The sequence below is a fragment of the Corynebacterium silvaticum genome (assembly GCF_004382825.2).
Taxonomy (GTDB): Bacteria; Actinomycetota; Actinomycetes; order Mycobacteriales; family Mycobacteriaceae; genus Corynebacterium; species Corynebacterium silvaticum.
The window spans coordinates 557,128-576,234 of record NZ_SDQO02000001.1; the positions used below are offsets into that span (position 1 = coordinate 557,128).

The 19,107-nt window shown below is 52.6% G+C and carries 16 protein-coding genes and 1 pseudogene; 7 read left to right on the plus strand and 10 right to left on the minus strand.

Annotated elements, in window-relative coordinates:
- Positions 1–129: 129 nt before the first annotated feature.
- On the minus strand, positions 130–1,482 hold the full coding sequence (locus ET810_RS02615) for a DUF349 domain-containing protein (protein ID WP_134315940.1): 1,353 nt from the start codon (positions 1,480–1,482) through the stop codon (positions 130–132).
- A gap of 268 nt (positions 1,483–1,750) precedes the next feature.
- Here ET810_RS02615 and ET810_RS02620 point away from each other — a divergent pair.
- From ET810_RS02620 to dapF, 3 genes and pseudogenes are all read left to right on the plus strand, one after another.
- Positions 1,751–2,468, plus strand: a pseudogene (locus ET810_RS02620) (hypothetical protein).
- A 26-nt stretch (positions 2,469–2,494) separates the two neighbouring features.
- Complete coding sequence (gene miaA, locus ET810_RS02625) at positions 2,495–3,430, plus strand: tRNA (adenosine(37)-N6)-dimethylallyltransferase MiaA (protein WP_087454129.1); 936 nt, start codon at positions 2,495–2,497, stop codon at positions 3,428–3,430.
- Positions 3,427–4,320, plus strand: coding sequence for a diaminopimelate epimerase (gene dapF / locus ET810_RS02630; protein WP_087454128.1), 894 nt, complete (start codon positions 3,427–3,429; stop codon positions 4,318–4,320). The genes miaA and dapF overlap by 4 nt, the downstream gene beginning before the upstream one ends.
- 68 nt (positions 4,321–4,388) lie before the next feature.
- On the opposite strand, the gene ET810_RS02635 is transcribed toward dapF, so the two are convergent.
- Both ET810_RS02635 and ET810_RS02640 read right to left on the minus strand, forming a co-directional pair.
- Positions 4,389–4,913, minus strand: coding sequence for a hypothetical protein (locus ET810_RS02635; protein ID WP_134315939.1), 525 nt, complete (start codon positions 4,911–4,913; stop codon positions 4,389–4,391).
- 94 nt (positions 4,914–5,007) lie between these two features.
- Entirely contained in the window at positions 5,008–5,763 is a 756-nt protein-coding gene (locus tag ET810_RS02640; protein WP_134315938.1) for a hypothetical protein, read from the minus strand.
- Positions 5,764–6,004: 241 nt separating this feature from the next.
- Between ET810_RS02640 and hflX the strand changes: the two genes are divergently transcribed.
- The 3 genes from hflX to ET810_RS02655 all read left to right on the plus strand — a co-directional run bounded on the left by hflX (position 6,005) and on the right by ET810_RS02655 (position 9,623).
- Positions 6,005–7,624 carry a GTPase HflX gene (gene hflX, locus ET810_RS02645; protein ID WP_134315937.1) on the plus strand — a complete coding sequence of 540 codons (1,620 nt, stop codon included), beginning with the start codon at positions 6,005–6,007 and terminating at the stop codon, positions 7,622–7,624.
- A gap of 83 nt (positions 7,625–7,707) precedes the next feature.
- Positions 7,708–8,994 carry a uracil-xanthine permease family protein gene (locus tag ET810_RS02650; RefSeq protein WP_134315936.1) on the plus strand — a complete coding sequence of 429 codons (1,287 nt, stop codon included), beginning with the start codon at positions 7,708–7,710 and terminating at the stop codon, positions 8,992–8,994.
- A gap of 125 nt (positions 8,995–9,119) precedes the next feature.
- Entirely contained in the window at positions 9,120–9,623 is a 504-nt protein-coding gene (locus ET810_RS02655) for a hypothetical protein (RefSeq protein WP_087454123.1), read from the plus strand.
- Between the two features lie 33 nt (positions 9,624–9,656).
- Here ET810_RS02655 and ET810_RS02660 read toward each other — a convergent pair whose 3' ends face one another.
- From ET810_RS02660 to ET810_RS02685, 6 genes are all read right to left on the minus strand, one after another.
- On the minus strand, positions 9,657–10,319 hold the full coding sequence (locus ET810_RS02660; protein WP_134315935.1) for an FMN reductase: 663 nt from the start codon (positions 10,317–10,319) through the stop codon (positions 9,657–9,659).
- Positions 10,320–10,322: 3 nt separating this feature from the next.
- Complete coding sequence (locus ET810_RS02665) at positions 10,323–11,438, minus strand: CE1758 family FMN-dependent luciferase-like monooxygenase (protein ID WP_134315934.1); 1,116 nt, start codon at positions 11,436–11,438, stop codon at positions 10,323–10,325.
- 211 nt (positions 11,439–11,649) lie between these two features.
- Positions 11,650–11,916, minus strand: coding sequence for an HPr family phosphocarrier protein (locus tag ET810_RS02670; protein ID WP_013911704.1), 267 nt, complete (start codon positions 11,914–11,916; stop codon positions 11,650–11,652).
- A gap of 280 nt (positions 11,917–12,196) precedes the next feature.
- Positions 12,197–14,245 carry a PTS fructose transporter subunit IIABC gene (locus ET810_RS02675; RefSeq protein WP_134315933.1) on the minus strand — a complete coding sequence of 683 codons (2,049 nt, stop codon included), beginning with the start codon at positions 14,243–14,245 and terminating at the stop codon, positions 12,197–12,199.
- 123 nt (positions 14,246–14,368) lie between these two features.
- Positions 14,369–15,358: a 1-phosphofructokinase family hexose kinase gene (locus ET810_RS02680; protein ID WP_087454120.1), complete on the minus strand. Its 990-nt coding sequence runs from the start codon at positions 15,356–15,358 to the stop codon at positions 14,369–14,371.
- Complete coding sequence (locus ET810_RS02685; RefSeq protein ID WP_087454119.1) at positions 15,355–16,158, minus strand: DeoR/GlpR family DNA-binding transcription regulator; 804 nt, start codon at positions 16,156–16,158, stop codon at positions 15,355–15,357. The genes ET810_RS02680 and ET810_RS02685 overlap by 4 nt, the downstream gene beginning before the upstream one ends.
- Positions 16,159–16,368: 210 nt before the next feature.
- On the opposite strand from ET810_RS02685, the gene ptsP reads away from it, so the two are divergent.
- Positions 16,369–18,072 (plus strand): phosphoenolpyruvate--protein phosphotransferase, encoded by a 1,704-nt coding sequence (gene ptsP / locus ET810_RS02690; RefSeq protein WP_134315932.1) that lies wholly within the window; start codon positions 16,369–16,371, stop codon positions 18,070–18,072.
- Between the two features lie 78 nt (positions 18,073–18,150).
- On the opposite strand, the gene ET810_RS02695 is transcribed toward ptsP, so the two are convergent.
- Positions 18,151–18,927 (minus strand): DeoR/GlpR family DNA-binding transcription regulator, encoded by a 777-nt coding sequence (locus ET810_RS02695; RefSeq protein WP_013911699.1) that lies wholly within the window; start codon positions 18,925–18,927, stop codon positions 18,151–18,153.
- Between the last annotated feature and the right edge of the window lie 180 nt (positions 18,928–19,107).

Genomic DNA, 19,107 nt, shown 5'->3' on the forward strand with positions numbered 1-19,107 from the left:
CCCGCTGATGTCTTGTGTCGCTAGATTAGAGGAAAAGTGAATGACCGAAGCAGATCACTCGGCTCGATGTGAGACGAGTTGGTGTGCTCCGGCCGTTCGATTTGGTAAAGCTTCAGCATCTAGCCAATTCTAGCGGTTTTCTACCGCATTGAGTGCCGCATTAGCCCATTCTTGCCATTGCTGCGCCTGCTCGCGCAATTGTGCAGCCTTCTTGGAGTTGCCTTTAGCCTCAGCCTCTGCGGCTTGCGCATTAAACTCTTCGACTTTGGCGGTGAACTGGGAGGCGCGGGCCTGTGCCTCTGGGTCGGTACGGCGCCACTGGGCATCAGCGGCATCTTCTACCCTGCGCTCAAGCTTGGAGATTTTATCCTCAAACTCGCGTACCCGGTCACGTGGCACATAACCGATTTCTTCCCATTTCTCTTGCAACTCGCGTAGCTTCTTACGGGCTGCGTCGAGATCCTTGGAAGGATCGATGAGCTGAGAGTATTCCGCAAGGAGAGCATCCTTTGCGTCGGCGTTAGCGCTGAACTCTCGATCTCGTTCCTCATTAACCGCATGACGCGCGTTAAAGAAGTAATCCTGAGCTTCTTTGAAAGCATTCCACAGTTTGTCGTCTACCTCACGGGGAGCCCGTCCGGCGGTCTTCCAAGAGGTCATAAGATCCCTGAACGTCTTAGCCGTGTCATTCCAGTCAGTGGAATTCTTAATCTCGTTGGCTTTGACTACGAGTTCTTCCTTCACCTTGCGTGCTGCTGCTCGGCCACGATCCAACTCAGCAAAGTGAGAACCACGACGACGATTAAAAGCGTCACGCGCACGTGAATAGCGCTTCCACAGTTCATCGTCTGTTTTGCGATCAATCCCCTTGATGCTCTTCCACTCATCGAGGATCTCGCGGATACGGTCGCCGGCAGTCTTCCAATCCGTCGAGTTCTCGGCTAGGTCTTCTGCTTCAGCTGCGAGTTCTTCCTTGCGAGCGATTGCTTTGATGCGGTGCTGCTGTTTTTCCTCGCGTGCTTTTTCTCCTGCGTCGTCTGCGCCATTGATGATGGTGCCCAAACGTCGCTCAAGCGATTCGATGTCGCCAATAAACGCTGCGGTAGGCAGGGTCTCCAGGATTTCTGCAGCCTTGCGCTTGATGTGATCCGCGTCGCCAGGATGCGTCTTAAGCCGTGCTTCTAACAAGGCAACTTCCGTAGCGGCATCGTCGAAGCGAGCCCCGTAGTGGGCGAGGCCTTCAGCCGGGGTGCCCGCTTGCCAGGACCCGATCTCTCGGTCGGTGCCTTTGTAGGTGACAAAGACAGTGCCGTCTTCTTCCACGCGACCCCATTTGCTGGGGTCGTTCTGCGGTGCAACAGGGACTGCAGGCGCTGAATGCGCTGCATGTGCACCAGGGAGTGGCCCCGGAACAGCTCCTGGTCGAGGACCGGGACGAGGACCTGGGGTGGGGCCTGGCTTGGGGGAAGTGTTAGAGCTCATAACGCTAGTCCGTCTTTCTATTCATCGTGCCGCGCGTCGCGGCTGCCGAAGCTTTAACAGAAGCACAAGGAGAGGAATCTCCTATTCCGAGTATGCCTTATGTTTCACTTCAATAAACTTACAGGTTTCGCAATGACACTGCCGCAAAATCAAGCGTGACATTCTCAGCAACTGAGCGCATGCAGGTTGGTTCTCTCAAGACCCACGTTTAGGCTTAGCTCTGAAAGCGTTGCGTACGTGCAATGTGGAAGGTAGTGGGAAGGCAGTTGTGGTGAGTATTGATACGGATACCGCGGTGGAAAGTCGTGGAAAATGTGAAACGAAACCGTGGGCCGTGTTGATTATTCCGAGCAGCCCAGCGCTTGTCTCAGAGTTATCTCCTGATGCGGCCTCAAGTGCGTTGCGCGAATGTGCGCGTCACATGATTGCAGACTTGTCTCCTGCGTCGATAGACATTGTTGGTGCATGTGATACCAACTTCCGTACAAACGTAAAAGGCAGTTTCAAAGCATGGGGCGCCCCCACGTGAATGTGGGGAAGGGGTTTTATCTTTCTGAACTTATCGCTCGTTATATTGCGGAGCCTTTTCTAGCGGATAACCCTACGGTGGACGTGGCAGAGATCAGACCGCGTCTGGGTCAACCGCGCGGTGGAGCACTCACGATTGTGGTGGTTGATGGTTCCGCTGGGTTAACTGAACGGGCACCACTTGCTTTGCTTGATGCGGGGGAAGAAACCCACCAGCTCATGGAGAAACTGTTGGCAGGGGGACCTCATGCTCTCCACGATGACGCGGAAAAGAGAAATTCAATGCGCTGGTTACCCAAGAAAACGGTGGGGTAGTGCATCCAGACTTGTGGCATGAACTCAGTGGGCTGGAAGTAGAAGAAGCGTTTTTAGCTTTGTCTGATTCGTCTTTGGGCGTAGGAAGATTTGTTGCAGTATGGAAAGGCACAGCAGCGGGTAGGAGAAGCAGGTGTCAATAGCGGTTACACAGCACAGAGAAAGTAGCATGCACAAGGAAAAACCGGGTCACCAGGATGCAGCCGGAATACGTCCCATCGCCGTCGTTGGTCCTACAGCGTCGGGGAAGTCAGCTCTTGGTATTGCTTTAGCGCACGAGCTAGACGGAGAGATAGTCAATGTTGACTCGATGCAGCTTTATCGAGGCATGGATATTGGCACAGCTAAACTTTCTATTCCTGAGCGCGAAGGGATCCCTCACCACCAGCTTGATGTTTGGGAGGTCACAGAGACTGCATCGGTAGCAAGGTTCCAACAAGACGCCGTGCGCGATGTGGAAGACATCATGGCGCGTGGGAAAACCCCCATTCTCGTGGGGGGATCGATGCTGTATGTGCAAGCGCTTGTCGACGCCTGGCAATTTCCCCCCACCGATAAGAAAGTACGGTCTCGATGGGAAGCAAAACTGGCTGAAATCGGTATTGACGCGTTGCATCGCGAGCTGGCGCTACTCGATCCCGCTGCGGCGGAGATCATCGAAGACAAAGATCCTCGCAGGACAGTCCGGGCGTTGGAAGTCATTGAGCTTACTGGTCAGCCATTTCAAGCCAGACAGCCGCCCAAAAATGGTGCTCCTCGTTGGGGGACGCGAATTCTAGGCCTATGTACGCACAGTGATTGGCTTAATCCTCGTATTGAGGTGCGCACTCGTCTCATGTTCGAGCATGGTTTTGTCGCAGAGGTTGAATCGTTGTTAGACAAAGGATTGGTAGCTGATTCGACGGCGGGACGGGCGATCGGATACGCGCAGGTTTTACAGGGAATGGCAGGTGATTTGACCTGGGATGAGGTAGTAGATCGGACGATCACGGGGACTCGCAGATATGTGCGCAGGCAAAGAAGCTGGTTTAATCGTGATCCTCGTATCTCCTGGATTGATGCTGCTGAAGACACGTCGTCGCAAGCGTTATCATTGCTAACGTGACTGTGACACATGAACTACCTCAGCAGATCTCGTTTGCTAAAGGCCATGGGACTGAAAATGACTTTGTAATTATCGAGGATCTTGACGCGAAGCTACCGTTGACGCCTCAGATCATAAGCGCCATGTGCGATCGTCGAGCGGGCGTGGGCGCAGACGGTGTTTTACGCGTTGCTCGTGTTGGGGCATTGCTGGATTCCGGTGTGCTTGCCCAAGCCCCGGAAGGGCTAGACCCATCTGACTATTTTATGGACTATTACAACGCGGATGGCTCCGCTGCAGAGATGTGCGGTAATGGAATACGCGTGTTTGCCCATTGGCTGAGGTCGCGAGCTTTAGTCGATGCAGATGACTTTAGTATTGGCACTCGTGAAGGAGTTCGTACCGTTTCGGTCCACTCCTTTAGTGCAACGGATGCTGACGTTAGCGTTGATATGGGACCAGCCGAGGTCACCGGTATCTCAACATGTCGTATCGGTACGGCCTCATACGCAGGTATGGGCGTGGATATGGGCAATCCACATCTTGCCTGTGTGGTTCCGGGTTTGACTCCGGAAGGCTTATCAGAGGTTGATCTGGTGCAGCCTGTTATTGACGGCGAGTTTTTCCCAGAGGGAGTCAACGTAGAGCTGCTTACGGAACTCGATCAACAATCGCAGATCCATATGCGTGTGTATGAACGTGGCGTGGGAGAGACCCGCAGTTGCGGCACCGGTACCGTCGCTGCGGCGCGCTCGGCGCTAGCTGATGCTGGGCTTGTCGACGGCCACGTGGTGGTATATATTCCTGGTGGCAGTGTCAGCGTGACAATCCAAGGAGACACCTCCGTTTTGCGGGGTCCCTCGAAAATCGTTGCGTGGGGCCAGCTGGATACCCGCGGTTTAAGCGCATAAACCCGTTAGATGAATAAACGCCCGGACCGAGACATATCGGTGCGGGCGTTTGCTGGTAAAAGGTGAGGCTAATTCTCACTCAGCCGTTTTGCGGCGCGTCGTGCGGCAATCCACGATTCCTCAAAATCAGAGGCACGACGGTCTGTAACCTCAAGGATTTTCTCTAGTTGCCCGATGGCCAACGCCTTAGTGAGGTGTCCATCGGCGCGGGTCAGGAATCGGCGCGAGGTCTTCCGAAGATAATGGAAAGCCTCAATATCCGGGTCGCTGCTTTCTGGGTCCAGAAGCGCAGGACGATAGAGGGTGCGATCTGCGATCGACTCCATGTCCGTACCCGTCTCAAACCTGTCATACTGCGTGAGGATATCTTGTATATCCTCAAGTGTGAGCCGGATGGAAGCACGGAGAGAATCTATCTCCCGTGTATTGGGACGGTGCTGAGTCATGAAGGTTGTTGCGCCGATAATGATGATAGAGAGCATCACTCCGGGAAACTTGAGCCATATAACGAGGCAGACACAAGCAAAAGAGATCGCGATGTAAGGCCAGAGCGGCCTACGTCCTGCGTCGCTAATTCCAGCGAATTCCGGCATTATTTATCGTTCCTTTGGCATCAAGTTGCTGCGCGATTATGAGATGATATGGCCTAAAACTAAGTAAGGGGTGGGCAAAGAAATAATCGGGAGATCAGTGTCCACCACAGCCGCAGCCACCAGAACCGCATCCGCCGCCGGAACCACATCCACCTGATTCTGGAACGGACACGGATCCCACCAACACGGCTTTGCCTGAGATGACGGAGTCACGTTCTGGCAGAGAAGCTGCGTCGGGCAAACAGACGTCAAAGGGGAAAGGCCCGTCGACGGTTGCATGGATAAACCGTGAACCTGTGAGGGTATTCGTTCTGTACTCGGCTGACAAGACACGGACGTTAAAAGTTGCAAAAGCATCAGGGGCGGCAGTGCCATTGCCAGACATCACTGTAAGAGCGCCCTCGCTGACTACCGTTCCCAGGATCTCGGGGGAGGCCTGTTCAAAGTCTGTGATAGTCGGATACGTGATCACGTCGAAAGCGAGAGCAGATAAGCCTAGTTGTTGCCAACGCTGCTCGGGCTCGTCGACAAGCAAAGGCCCTTGCGCAAGATTGCAGGCCACTGTTGTGACTTCTTGCCCGTTGTAATCAACAATTTCGCACAATGCGAGGACGTCATTCACCATGGAGATATGCGCGAATGATTGAGTAACGGAGTCGAAGCCAGCAAAAGTTGCAAACGGCTCGACCGCCAGGATATTAATTTGTGCGCCGGAGTCGTCTGCATACTGAATAAGCTGTCCACCACGGACTTCGCCGGTCACGGCAAGTTTATCGGTGGCGATGGCTGCTTCAACGGCATCCTGCCACTTGTCAAAGGTCATACCAATGCTCAAGAGATCAGTGCTCATAGCGTCTGATTGTATCCCTTTGTGACCCTATTGATGGCATTGGAACTATTTCTCAGGAGTTCTTCTTACTCACGGAGGCTGACACTGCGTTACGACGAGACATAGACGAGCACGGTTGTATGTCACAGAAAAACATGTGAGGTTGGCTCTTGTGCTACGTTTTTGCTGCGTTCGCTAACAAAGATCATCGGTGCAAAGTACTAGTGTCGGGCTATTCAACATGCGACAATAGTCGGTAACGATGACTAAAAATAATGAAACCCCAATTCACGACCAGATCCTCAACTCCGATCATTCATCAGAGCAGCTAGGAACCGCGCATGATGACCTCCTTGACCAAGCCTTCAGGGACCATCGGCCTGTAGCACCGTATGAAGATTCTGGAGTAGATCAATCTGGGCTTCTTAGTTCTCGGCATGCAGATGGAGCAGCGTCCTCGTCTGGTGTGTCGGAGACCAAGCGGCCTACTGTTGGTGAGCTTGATCTAGAAGCTCGATCCAGCCTGCGCAGCCTCACCCGAGGCTCAAGTATCCATGCGACAGACCAAGATGACGGCTATGACGTTGAGTACCGAAAATTACGCCTAGAACGTGTGATTCTTGTCGGTGTGTGGACGCAAGGAACTACTGCAGAAGTAGAAGCCACTATGCAGGAACTTGCAGCTCTGGCTGAGACAGCAGGGTCGGAAGTTGTGGACATGCTCTATCAAAAGCGTGATAAGCCTGACCCAGGAACCTATATCGGTTCCGGTAAAGTAGTAGAGCTTAAAGACATCGTGATGTCTACCGGTGTGGATACCGTGGTGTGCGATGGTGAACTCTCGCCGGGACAGATGATTGCGCTGGAAAAAGCCCTAGATGTTAAGGTCATCGACCGAACGATGCTGATCCTTGATATCTTTGCCCAGCACGCTAAGAGCAAAGAGGGTAAAGCTCAGGTGTCATTGGCACAGATGGAATACCTCATTACCCGAGTTCGCGGTTGGGGTGGGGCATTGTCTCGGCAAGCGGGTGGCCGAGCAGGCTCCAATGGTGGCGTAGGCCTGCGTGGACCCGGTGAAACAAAGATCGAGGCAGATCGTCGTCGCCTTCGTTCAGACATGGCTAAATTGCGTAAAGAAATCGCTGGTATGAAAACAGCGAGGGAAGTGAAACGCTCGCAACGTCGCGAGTCTACGATTCCTCAGATCGCGATCGCCGGCTATACCAACGCTGGAAAATCATCCCTTATCAATGCTCTTACTGGTGCGGGCGTGCTTGTGGAGGACGCACTGTTTGCGACCCTGGATCCGACCACCAGGCGCGCTGAGCTTGCCGACGGCCGATCCGTGGTCTTTACCGATACCGTGGGTTTTGTCTGTCACTTGCCCACCCAGCTAGTGGAAGCATTCCGGTCTACCCTTGAAGAGGTCGTGGGGGCAGACCTTGTCCTCCACGTTGTTGACGGTTCCGATCCTTTCCCGCTGGAACAGATCAAAGCTGTTAACGGAGTGATCTCTGACATTGTGCGGGAGCTGAAAGTAGAAGCGCCACCAGAGATCATCGTGGTCAATAAGATTGATCAGGCAGATCCATTGATCCTTGCAGAGCTGCGCCACGCGTTGGATGACGTGGTGTTTGTATCGGCGCAAGAAGGCGACGGCATTCCTGAGCTGGAAGCTCGTATCGAGCTTTTCCTGAATACGCTAGACGCACATGTTCATCTGCTGATCCCCTTTACCCGGGGAGATATCGTGTCGCGGCTCCACAAATTTGGAACGGTTTTGTCTGAGGAATATCACGCGGAAGGCACGCTTATCGACGTCCGCCTACCGCATTCTTTGGCATCAGAACTAGGGGAGTACCAGGTTACTTCTGCCTAATAATCCGAGGTGGGGGCGAAAACCGTACATGGTGCCCCCACTTTCTTGGAGAAAAGCCCCTTTGGGGGTGATAATAAAGGCTCGTGAGCAAAACTTCCTGGGGATGGACCCTTCACGGCGACGGTAAGACGATTGCCCCTGGTGCCGTAGTAGCACCAGAAGAACGATTGAGTTGGGGTCGGACCGTAGGTATCGGCATGCAGCACGTAATTGCAATGTTCGGCGCAACGTTGCTGGTGCCCACCCTGACCGGGTTCCCTGTGAATACCACCTTGCTCTTCTCCGGAATCAGCACCATGCTGTTCCTCCTGATCACTCGAAACCGGCTTCCCTCTTATTTGGGTAGCTCGTTTGGCTTTATTGCGCCGCTGATTGCCTCTCAAAGTGAAGGTATCGCTGTCCAGCTGGGTGGCGTAGTGGTCACGGGTCTTGTGCTCATCGCGGTGGGTTTTATAGTCAAAGCTGCCGGTAAACGAGTTATCGATCTTGTTATGCCACCTGCTGTCACGGGTGCCATTGTCGCGCTCATCGGGCTTAACCTTGCTCCGGCGGCTACCTCTAATTTCCAAGCGCAGCCACTGGTAGCAACGGTAACTTTGGCTGCGATCCTCTTTTTCACGGTTGCTGGGCGCGGAATGGTCGCCAGGCTGGGGATCCTCATTGGCGTCATCATAGGCTGGGTTTTTGCTGCTCTGACCGGAAATCTTTCCGAAGGTGCAACTACCGCTATTCACGATGCTGCATGGATCGGGTTACCGCAGTTCCACACACCGCAATTTACGGTGCACACCATCCTGGTGACTTTGCCGGTAGTGATCGTTCTTATCGCGGAGAACGTAGGACACGTCAAAGCCGTGAGCGAGATGACCGGGCGTGATCTAGACGATTTGGCTGGCGACGCACTCATCGCGGATGGTCTAGGAACTACTTTCGCCGGAGGCTTTGGCGGATCAGGTACCACCACATATGCAGAAAACATCGGTGTTATGGCAGCAACGCGAGTTTACTCAACAGCTGCTTATTGGATTGCGGCTTTGACTGCAGTCGTCTTGGCTTTTATCCCGAAGTTCGGGGCGCTCATTTTCACTATTCCTACGGGCGTTCTCGGTGGTGCGGCCATCGTCTTGTACGGCCTTATCGGAATGCTTGGCGTGCGGATTTGGCAAGACAACAAGGTCAACTTTAATAACCCGGTGAATCTTACCGCTGCAGCCGTGGCACTTATTGCGGGAATCGGAAATCTGACTCTCACAGTCTTCGGCGTTGAGCTTCAAGGTATCGCTTGGGGTTCCATGGGCATCATCGTCTTCTACCCAATCCTGCGATGGTTGTACACCCGCGTTGGCGAGGGACAAACAGCACGATTTTAACAACAGGCCAGTATCCTGATCGCTGATTCTTGATCAGGATACTGGCCTGCGCTATTTTCTATGAGAACATAGCCGGCGTACGTGTACCGTGTATCCATAGAGGTCATGAATAGGAGGGGACCCTCATGGAACATATACAACAGTCAGTGATTGAGAACCGGCTCCTTGTTGGAATCCACTATAAGGTCCCGCTCTTGGAGATTCCTACGGTGTTTGAGCCAGCATATACAGCTCTCGGGGATCTGTTTAAAAAGCACGGAATGGCGCCTGCTGCCCAAGTGGCTTATTACTATGAGATCTCAGATGGAGTAATACACATGGCTCCAGCATTTGTGGTGTCCCCGAAAGACTGGCCCTTGCTGGAGGCTGCGTGCGAGACTTCTGACGATGCTCATCACGAGTATCTTCCTGGCCAGGTAGGGGCGATGGCTACATGGAAAACACCAAGCACTGCCGCAGCATTTATGGAACATAGGGGGTCGTATTCTGATCTTCCCATGCTGTGGAGTGAACTGGAGAAACGAGTATCAGAATGCGGGGAACCAGGGCTGCTTCGCTGGGAAGAGTACACGGTGATGTCGGAGCAAGAGGAAGAACGTGTGACTCGCTTGTATTGGTCGTATTCCTAAGCTTGTTTGCCTCTTTGCCCCGGCTACTTGGATTTAAGAACCAGTGTGTCCCCGGAGTAGCTCACTAAACGGAGTCAAATTTTCCTGAGGGTCGATCCTACTGTGTCGTCTCGTTTCTTTGCTGAGAACAAAATCTCCGAGACCATCTACTTGCGAGGAGACATTGACCATATGCTCTGCTAACTCGTTGGCAGCTCGTTGAATTCTTATGTGAATCGCCTCTGACTCGACGCCACCAAAATCTTCTGTAGCAACGAAAATCCCTGTAGGCACAACTATTGCGCGCATATAGGTAAACAAGGGACGCAAAGCGAAGTCGAGAACCAAGGAATGCCGTGCAGCGCCTGCAGTAGCGCCGATAAGTACCGGCATATCGACGAGCGCTTCTGCATCAAGAACATCAAAAAAAGTTTTGAATAATCCGGAGTAGCTTGCCTTAAAGACGGGGGTCACCGCCACCAGGGCATCTGCAGACGATAATTTTTGCTTGACTTCTTCTAGTCGTGGTGTCCCGATGCCCGTCGACAATGCGGTGCTGAGATCCGGGATCAATTCAGATAGCTCGACTAGATGAATCTCTAAAGACTCACCACGCGCAGTGACAGCCGCAGATACAGCACGAGCGATGGTATCGCTGACATTTGAGGTGGATGAGGGCGTGGATAAACCTGCTGATATGACAACAAGAGAGCGCATAACTTAAGACTCCTTAGACGTTGGATCAACGAGGAAGTGTGGAGAATCCCGGTGCTCAGCGAGCCAGCGGTGGCTAGGAGGATTGCTGGGAACGTGGTCTGGACGGCGAGCTTCCATGCGCTTACGCAATTCAGGAACCACGTCTTTTCCTAAAATCTCAATCTGTTTCAAAACAACTTCTTGCGGAAGTCCCGCATGATCGATTAGGAACATTTGGCGCTGATAATCGCCGACCCAGTCTGCAAAGTGCATCGTTCTCTCAATGACTTGTTCAACTGTGCCTACGGTTAGGGGCGTTAATGAGGAGAATTCTTCTAGTGACGGGCCGTGACCATAGACAGGAGCATTATCAAAGTAAGGCCGGAAAATGCGTTTGGCTTCGGATTCTGTTTCAGCGATAAATACCTGTCCGCCAAGACCAACAATTGCTTGGTCGGCTTGGCCATGGCCATATGACTCATAGCGTTTGCGATAGAGCTTGACCATTTTGGCTGTGTGTTCTTTGTTCCAAAAAATATTGTTGTGAAAGAAGCCGTCACCGTAATAGGCCGCTTGTTCGGCGATTTGTGGGGAGCGGATGGAACCATGCCACACAAAAGGCGGTATATCTTCGAGCGGGGCCGGGGTAGAGGTATAACCCTGTAGCGGTGTACGGAATTTACCGTGCCAATTAACAACTGGCTCGCGCCATAGCCTGCGGAGAAGATGATAGTTTTCTACTGCTAGCGGTAAGCCGTCGCGGATGTCTTTGCCAAACCACGGATAAACAGGGCCGGTGTTTCCACGTCCTAGCATGAGATCGACCCGGCCTTGCGCAAGATGCTGGAGGAATGCGTAGTCTTCGGCGATCTTTACTGGGTCATTTGTTGTGATAAGCGTAGTTGAGGTCGAAAGCTGGATGTTGGAGGTTTTGGCGGCGATATATCCCAGATGCGTCGTGGGTGAGGAAGGCACAAAAGGTGGATTGTGGTGTTCACCGGTAGCAAAGACATCGAGTCCTACTTCTTCCGCTTTGAGGGCTATCTCGGTGATTCGGTTAATGCGTTCGTGCTCTGTGGGGGTCTTGCCAGTAATAGGGTTGGGGGTGAGATCGCCGATCGTGAAAATTCCGAATTGCATGGTGGTTCCTTCTTATTATCGAAAGTGTTTGGAAAACATTTTATATGACATGTCAACAAAAATATTTCGCAAGTATTCCACACTGATAATGCAGGGGGAGTGTTCATGTTAGGAATCGGAATATTCAACGCGACTTTAGTCGCTTAACCAGCGCATAAGTAAAGCGCTGAGGGGGTAGCGTACCTAGCCTCAGCGCTTTACTAGAAAAGGACTATTCAGCGTCAAGATCTTTTTCGATCAAGGCTGCAATCTTCTCAACTGCTTCTGCGTTCTCAGAAGTTACGGTGACTTTATCGCCTTTTTCTGCGCCGAGGGCCATGATCATCAAGGATGAAGCTGCATCGGTTTCATCATCGTCTTCTCCCTCAAGGGCAAGGAAGATTTCCTCATCGAACTCGCCGGCTGCCTCTGCGATGATGGAAGCTGGGCGTGCGTGGAGGCCAACTGCGGAGCCGACTGCAACAGTCTTAGAAGCCATGGAATATTCCTTTCATAGTGCTGGATCCAGCTCTAGGATGCTGAATCCTAACGCTTTTCTTTGTCCTTAGAGGGCCTTAAATCTTAGTTTTTCATGCGTATGAGAGCCTCGCATAAGAGCCGCACAGTGCACAAAAACCATGATTAGAGTTTTCCTCGGTAGGTTCTATGCCCGATTCTATTCCGATTCTGTCGGTTTTTCCATTAAACGGGCATAGAATTGTCATAATGCTTTGCGTTTGAGTGTTTGACGCTCCACGGGAGAGCATTACGAGATAGTTCTATGCTTGGGCTTTGGCAGCTGCCTGCTCTGCCACTTTGTTGGGCCACAAGCTTTTTAGCGCGATGACAGAAAACGCGGAAACAATCACACCAGCTACGATCCCGAGGACGAAGCCCCAGATGGGCTCGATGGCAAAGGAAACAAAAATTCCGCCGTGGGGAGCCCGAGAGATGGTGTGCGTTGCCATGGTTATCGCTCCGGTGACTGCGCCGCCAGCCATCATTGATGGGATGACTCGTAGTGGGTCGGCTGCAGCGAAAGGAATGGCTCCCTCAGAAACAAAGGAAAGACCGAGCAACCAAGCAGATTTGCCGTTCTCTTGCTCTGCTGGGGTGAAAAGGTTTTTCCTTATAAGCGTGGCAAGGGATAGAGCAATCGGGGGGACCATTCCGGCGGCCATGACTGCTGCCATGATCTGTAGAGAAGCCTGGTCGCCTGTGGACAAGCCTGCTGTGGCAAAGAGGTAGGCAGCCTTATTGACTGGTCCGCCTAGATCAAAGCACATCATTAAGCCAAGGATGATGCCTAAAAGAACAGCGGAAGAGCCGGACATCGTTCCTAACCAGTTTTGCAGCCCCATCATGGCTGCAGACAAGGGGCGTCCTAAGAGGAGGAACATGATGAGGCCTATGAGCAGCGAGGTGAGAAGCGGAATGATGACCACTGGCATAAGTGATTGGACAATCCTATGTACTTTCCAGGAGCTAATCCACAACGCAATGACGCCAGCCAATAAACCAGTAACGAGGCCACCAATAAAGCCCGCACCCAAGGTCACGGAGATGGCGCCACCGACAAAACCGGGGGCGATACCGGGGCGTCCTGCCAGAGCATAAGCAATATAGCCAGACAGCGCTGCCACAATAAAACTCATTGCTGCTTGACCGGTCGCAAAGAGGACAGCGCCAAGATAAAGCAGTAGCCCTGAGCGGTCAAAGGTTATGTCGGAGCCGTCGATAGCTACAGTATTGCCAGGCAGATTGGTAATCGAATACTCACTAACAATTGTCTTCCAACCATTGGCTATGTCATACCCACCAAAGAGAAATCCCAATGCAAGGAGGAGTCCGCCTGCGGCAACAAAAGGAACCATGTAGGAGACACCAGTCATGATCGACTGCTGCACCTTCTTGCCTAGGCTCAGGCCTCCACTTCCTGCTGAAGCATCGGCTGTTTGCCTGGAAGATGAAACGCCTGAGGCTTTGCGAGCTTGTGGATTCTGTGCAGCGAGAACGGCTTCCTCCAACATTGCTACTGGCTCGTTGATAGCCCGTTTAACCCCAGATGCGACTAGCGGTTTACCTGCAAAGCGCTCCCTGTCTTTTACACCAACATCGGTGGCAAAAATCACGGCGTCCGCAGCATCAATCGTTTCTTGGGGGACAGGCGTAACTGCTGAAGATCCTTGGGTTTCTACCACCAACTCAACATCGTCGCGTTTGGCGGCTTCTTGACTGAGGGAATCTGCGGCCATGTACGTATGGGCTATGCCGGTGGGGCATGCTGTTACCGCAACGATACGAGTGACATGCTTTGTATTAATCGTTGCAGCTTCTGAATCATGGGAAACTTCCGGGGTATTCGTGACTGGAGCTGGGTGAATGACCGCATTTACCAACTCAACCACGTGTTCTTCCGAAGTAGCGCTGTGTAATGCGTCGACAAAATCTTTTCGGACGAGGGCCCTGGCGAGTTTGGAAAGGATCTTTAAGTGCTCTTTTCCTCCTCCAGCAGGTGCTGTAATTAAGAAGATAAGGGAAGCTGCACCGTCAGGAGCGCCAAAATCCACGCCTTCTGTGAGTCGTGCAAAAGCAAGGGTTGGTGTGTGGATAGATTCGGAGCGGCAATGTGGGATAGCAATCCCACCAGGGACACCGGTGCTAGATTTTTCTTCTCGCGCGAGGGCATCAGCGAGGAGTGTTTCTGCGTGATCGGTACGGCCAGCGTCTGCGACGATGGTGGCGAGGGAAGAAATAACATCGGTTGGAGTTGGACCGAACTCAGCGTCCAACCGCACCAGCGAGGCAGTGATTACAGGTTGAGCCATGGTTTTCCTTGAGACTATGCTTCCGTTCGCGTCAAGGACGATGAGAAAGAGCTGTCCTTCAACGTGGTGGTGGAAGGTAAACTGTGTGATAGAGGGGAGGAGTGGCTAGAGCAGCGCCAGACCTTACTCGGAGGTGCTCTGAGTAAGGTTAATAAAAGCGAAGACTCGAGTCCCAGCTACGTCTATGAGATCAGGAGTTGGGATAGTAGTGCCAGGTAAGGCCGCGGCTGCGCTGCCATAGGCGACGCCTAGCGCCAGGGACTCGGCCTGGGATAAACCTGTGCTTTGTCCCATGATAAAGCCAGCGAGGGTGCAATCGCCAGCCCCGACAGTGGAGACGACGGTGGTTGCTGGCGGTTGAGCAATCCATGCTCCGGTAGCGGAGACAAGTACCGCTCCGGAAGCGCCCAGCGTTACTAGTACGGCTTCTAGCCCCTGTTTTATTAACTCTTCTGCTGCGGAGACTACTGGCTCGTAGTTTCCTTTTTCAGCTTCGGCTTCAAAATCTATGTTCTCAGCGCCAACTAGCTGACCTAGTTCCATGCCATTCGGTTTGATTATCGTGGGTGCGACCTTATTAAAGTCAGTGGCTAGCGCAACCAGCGGCTTATCAGAGGTATCAACTGCGATATTGATTCCCGGGATCTCTTGTTGCAGCTTTTCCACCAGTTGGGAGTACCAATTTATTGGTGCTCCGGGGGGCAATGAACCAGAGAGAACGACCCAAGATGCGCGTCGAGAAAAGGCAAGGAGCTCGGATTCTAAAGCTTCAATGTTCGTGGAATCTAGTTGTGCTCCTTGATCATTGAACTTTGTTGTCGTTCCGTCAGGCTCTGTCACAGCAGTGTTGACTCGAACATGCCCGCAGACCGGTACTGCATGCCCTGGAATGTCGGCTTGTTTGACCAACTCTATAAAAGGGTCGTTGGCTGCGGAGGGGAATAGCGCAATGGTTTCCTGTCCCGCTTTTGCTAGTGCTTGAGATACATTTACCCCCTTTCCGCCAGCTACGCTTTTGTTGGAGACCGGGCGCTGCACAGAGCCGCGCTGTAAAGCGGTATCAAGGGTAAGCGTTGTGTCAATGCTTGGATTGGGCGTGAATGTAAGTATCACGGGATCACCACCTGGGTGTTGAATGTGTTGAAGCTGTCTTGTAGCTGTCGCGGGGCATGCCGATCGGTTACTAGGAAGTCGATGTCGTCAATGCTGGCGAACGTGATGTCAGAAGTTCGATGAAGTTTCCCGGAGTCACATAGCGCGACTATGCAACGAGATTGCGCGATCATGGTCGCTTTGATGGAAGCTTCTCGCGGATCGGACGTGGTCAGCCCTGTTTTGATACTGAGACCGGTTGTCCCCATGAATGCGATGTCTGCTTTAAGAGTGCGTAAGGACGCTTCCGCTCTTTCACCAACAATCGCTTGAGTTCTACCTTTAAGCGTCCCACCGAGGATCATCACATCGGGAACGCCAGCTCCGCTAAGGGTTTTAGCCACGTTCGGCGAATTGGTAACAATTAACCAGTTCTGTCCCACGTAGTTGCGAGCTAAAACACCTGCGAAGCTCTCCGTGGTTGATCCTGCATCAATAAAGATAGCCGCGTTTGGGCTGGGGATCAGGGGTAGCGCTGCATGAGCGATAGCTTGTTTACGCCGTTGTGTTTGATGGATGGGAAGGTCGTCGTCATCATCTACCGCAAGTATTTCTACGTGAGGCATGGGGAAACCAGACACGGCACCGCCGTGGACTCGCGTTAGTAAACCTTGGTGCTCAAGGCTTTTTAAATCGCGTCTGATTGTCTCGGGCGTGACACAAAATTGTCGAGAAAGCTGTGTCACGCTACAACGACCTAAATCATTGGTAAGAGTGACAATTGCGGACTGTCTAAGCTGAACCTCTTCGACGGTGGCCATAGTCACCTCCTAACAAAATTGGCGTTTTGTGAAGAGTTGAAGCATGTTGATTTCCGCCGTTTTTACCGTTTCTGCTGGAAAAATGTTGAAATCAATGCCCAATTTATGCCCACTTGTGTCTGTTTGTCAATAGTTCCCTGTTTGTTTGGTTGCGGAAATGTTGAGTTTGTGGTGATGTGTAAAAAGAATGAACTTCAACTGTGAAGATGGGTGGAAACCTTGAATAACGTTGCAACTGACACAGTTTTTAAGGGCACTGGAGTGGTATCTGGTGTTCGCTACGCAAAAGCTGTGTGGATTAGCCCGCGTCCCGAGTTACCGCAGGCTGGTGAAGTGATCGAGGAGTCCCTGCGCGAGGCTGAGTTTGAACGTTTTACAACCGCTGCGGACGTCGTCGCTAAGCGTTTGCTTGATCGCTCACAACGCGCAGAGGGCGCTGCTTCGGAGGTCCTGAAAGCCACTGCAGGCATGGTCAATGATTGTGGCTGGAGAAAGGCTGTGAAAAAAGGCACACAAGGTGGCCATCCGGCTGAATATGCCGTTGTTGCGGCTACCACTAAATTTGTTTCGTTGTTTGAGGCTGCCGGCGGAATTATGGCCGAGCGCACCACAGACCTCCGTGATATCCGTGATCGTGTTATCGCGCAGCTTCGCGACGAGCCAGAACCAGGCCTCCCGGACGTTGAAGAGCAGGTTGTGCTTTTCGCAGATGATCTTTCTCCTGCGGATACCGCCGCGCTGGACACCGATTTTTTTGTGGGGCTAGTCACTGAGCTAGGCGGACCGACCAGCCATACCGCTATCATCGCTCGGCAGCTAAACGTACCTTGTATCGTTGCAGCTGGCGAGAAGATTCATAAGGTACAGCTCGGCGAGCCTGTGCTTGTCGACGGCGCCCTGGGGACCGTGACTCTTAAAGCGGACCCGGAAACCGCCCGTGCAGCGGAGCAAGAATCCAAGCTACTCGCAGAGCGTATTGCGCAATGGCGAGGGCCAGCAACCACCAAAGACGGGCACCGCGTGCAGCTACTGGCCAATGTGCAAGATGGCAAAGCCGCTCGCATTGCAGCCACTGATAGCCAGGCTGAAGGCATCGGTCTGTTCCGTACTGAGATGTGCTTCCTCACCGCAACGGAGGAGCCAAGCGTTGAGGAGCAAGCAGAGGTCTATAAGAAGGTCTTGGAGCAGTTCCCAGATTCTAAGGTTGTCGTCCGATCGCTAGATGCCGGTTCTGATAAACCTGTTGCTTTCGCTTCAATGGCAGATGAAATGAACCCAGCTCTTGGAGTGAGGGGGCTTCGGGTAGCGCGTGCCAATGAGGCTCTTCTGACGCGACAGCTTGATGCTATTGCCAAGGCAGCCGCGGATCTTGGTCGTGATGAGCATTCACCGACGTGGGTTATGGCGCCGATGGTGGCAACTGCTCGTGAATCGAAATGGTTTGCGGGGCTATGCGCAGACCGTGGTTTGGTCGCCGGTGCCATGATTGAAGTCCCAGCGGCTTCTTTGATGGCTGACAAGCTTATGCCACATCTTGATTTTGTCTCGATTGGTACAAATGACCTCACCCAGTACACCATGGCGGCGGATCGTATGTCTCCGCAGCTGGCATACCTGACCGACCCGTGGCAACCAGCGGTATTGCGCCTTATCGCGCACACGTGTAAAGAGGGCGCTCGCTTTGATACTGCTGTGGGTGTTTGTGGCGAGGCCGCTGCTGACCCGCTGTTGGCTTGTGTACTTACCGGATTGGGTGTTAACTCGCTATCCGCTGCTTCGACGGCTATCGCTGGCGTTGGTGCTCAGCTTGCTGCTGTTGATATGGAAACCTGCAAGAAAGCAGCAGAGGCGGCATTAGATGCCGAGGGCGCTAAAGAAGCGCGTGCTGCTGTGAGGGCTATCATCCAGCCTTAAGTCTGGGCCTAGGAGCTCAAAGGGCGGGAGTCACCTTGTTACAGGTGACTCCCGCCCTTTATTTCTACGTTTGTTTACCTACGCGGTTATAACCTCAACATCATGTTCGCGGAGTGCTTTGATGAATGATTCGGGAGCATTTGAATCTGTGATGACCACGTCTATGTCGTTAATCGAACCAAAACTGACTAGATAATCGGTTCCCATTTTTGTTGAGTCGCACAAGACGACCACTTTATGGGCGTTAGTGATCATGGCTGATTTAATCGCTGCTTCTTGGGAATCTGCAGTGGAAAGGCCATGATCAATCGTTAGCGCATTTGTGCCGATAAAAGCGACATCTGCACGCATGAGAGCTAATGTTCGTAGCGCAGTGTCACCCACAACTGCTTGGGTGATCGCGCGTACGCTTCCGCCAAGAAGCTGGATCTCGTCGAGGCCCGAGTTGGCCAGTGTTAGTGCGATAGAGAGGCTATTAGTAACGATTGACCAGTGCTTTGCGGCTGGTTGTACTGATAGGAGCTCTGCTAGCGCAGCTGTGGTGGTGCCTGCATCAAGGAACATCCCGCCATGGGATTCTGGTAGATACGACAAGGCAGCATGGGCAATGGAGTTTTTAGCTCCGGATGCCGAACGCGCACGAGTGTCCAAACTAAATTCGGTGGTTTGGAATGTTTGGTTTGCTACTGCGCCACCATGGACTCGATGAACGACTCCCTCGCGGTCGAGCACTGCCAAGTCTCGTCGAATGGTCTCAGCAGTGACATCAAACCGGGCGGCCAGCTCAGTGACATTGACGCGCCCCTCTACCGCCGTAAGAGAAGCTATTTGGCGCCGTCGTTCTTCTGAGTACATGTCCAATCCCTTCGAGTGAAATCAAATATCGGAAAAGTCCGATGCCCGAACCGTTGTTTTCTGCAAAACTTACCTTTTGTTATTTTGTCACGAGTAAATGGAGAAAACAGTCAAACGGACAAATGAATCACGAATGTTCGGACATGAATCAAAATCTTTTTTGGGAAAAGTAGACGTTAG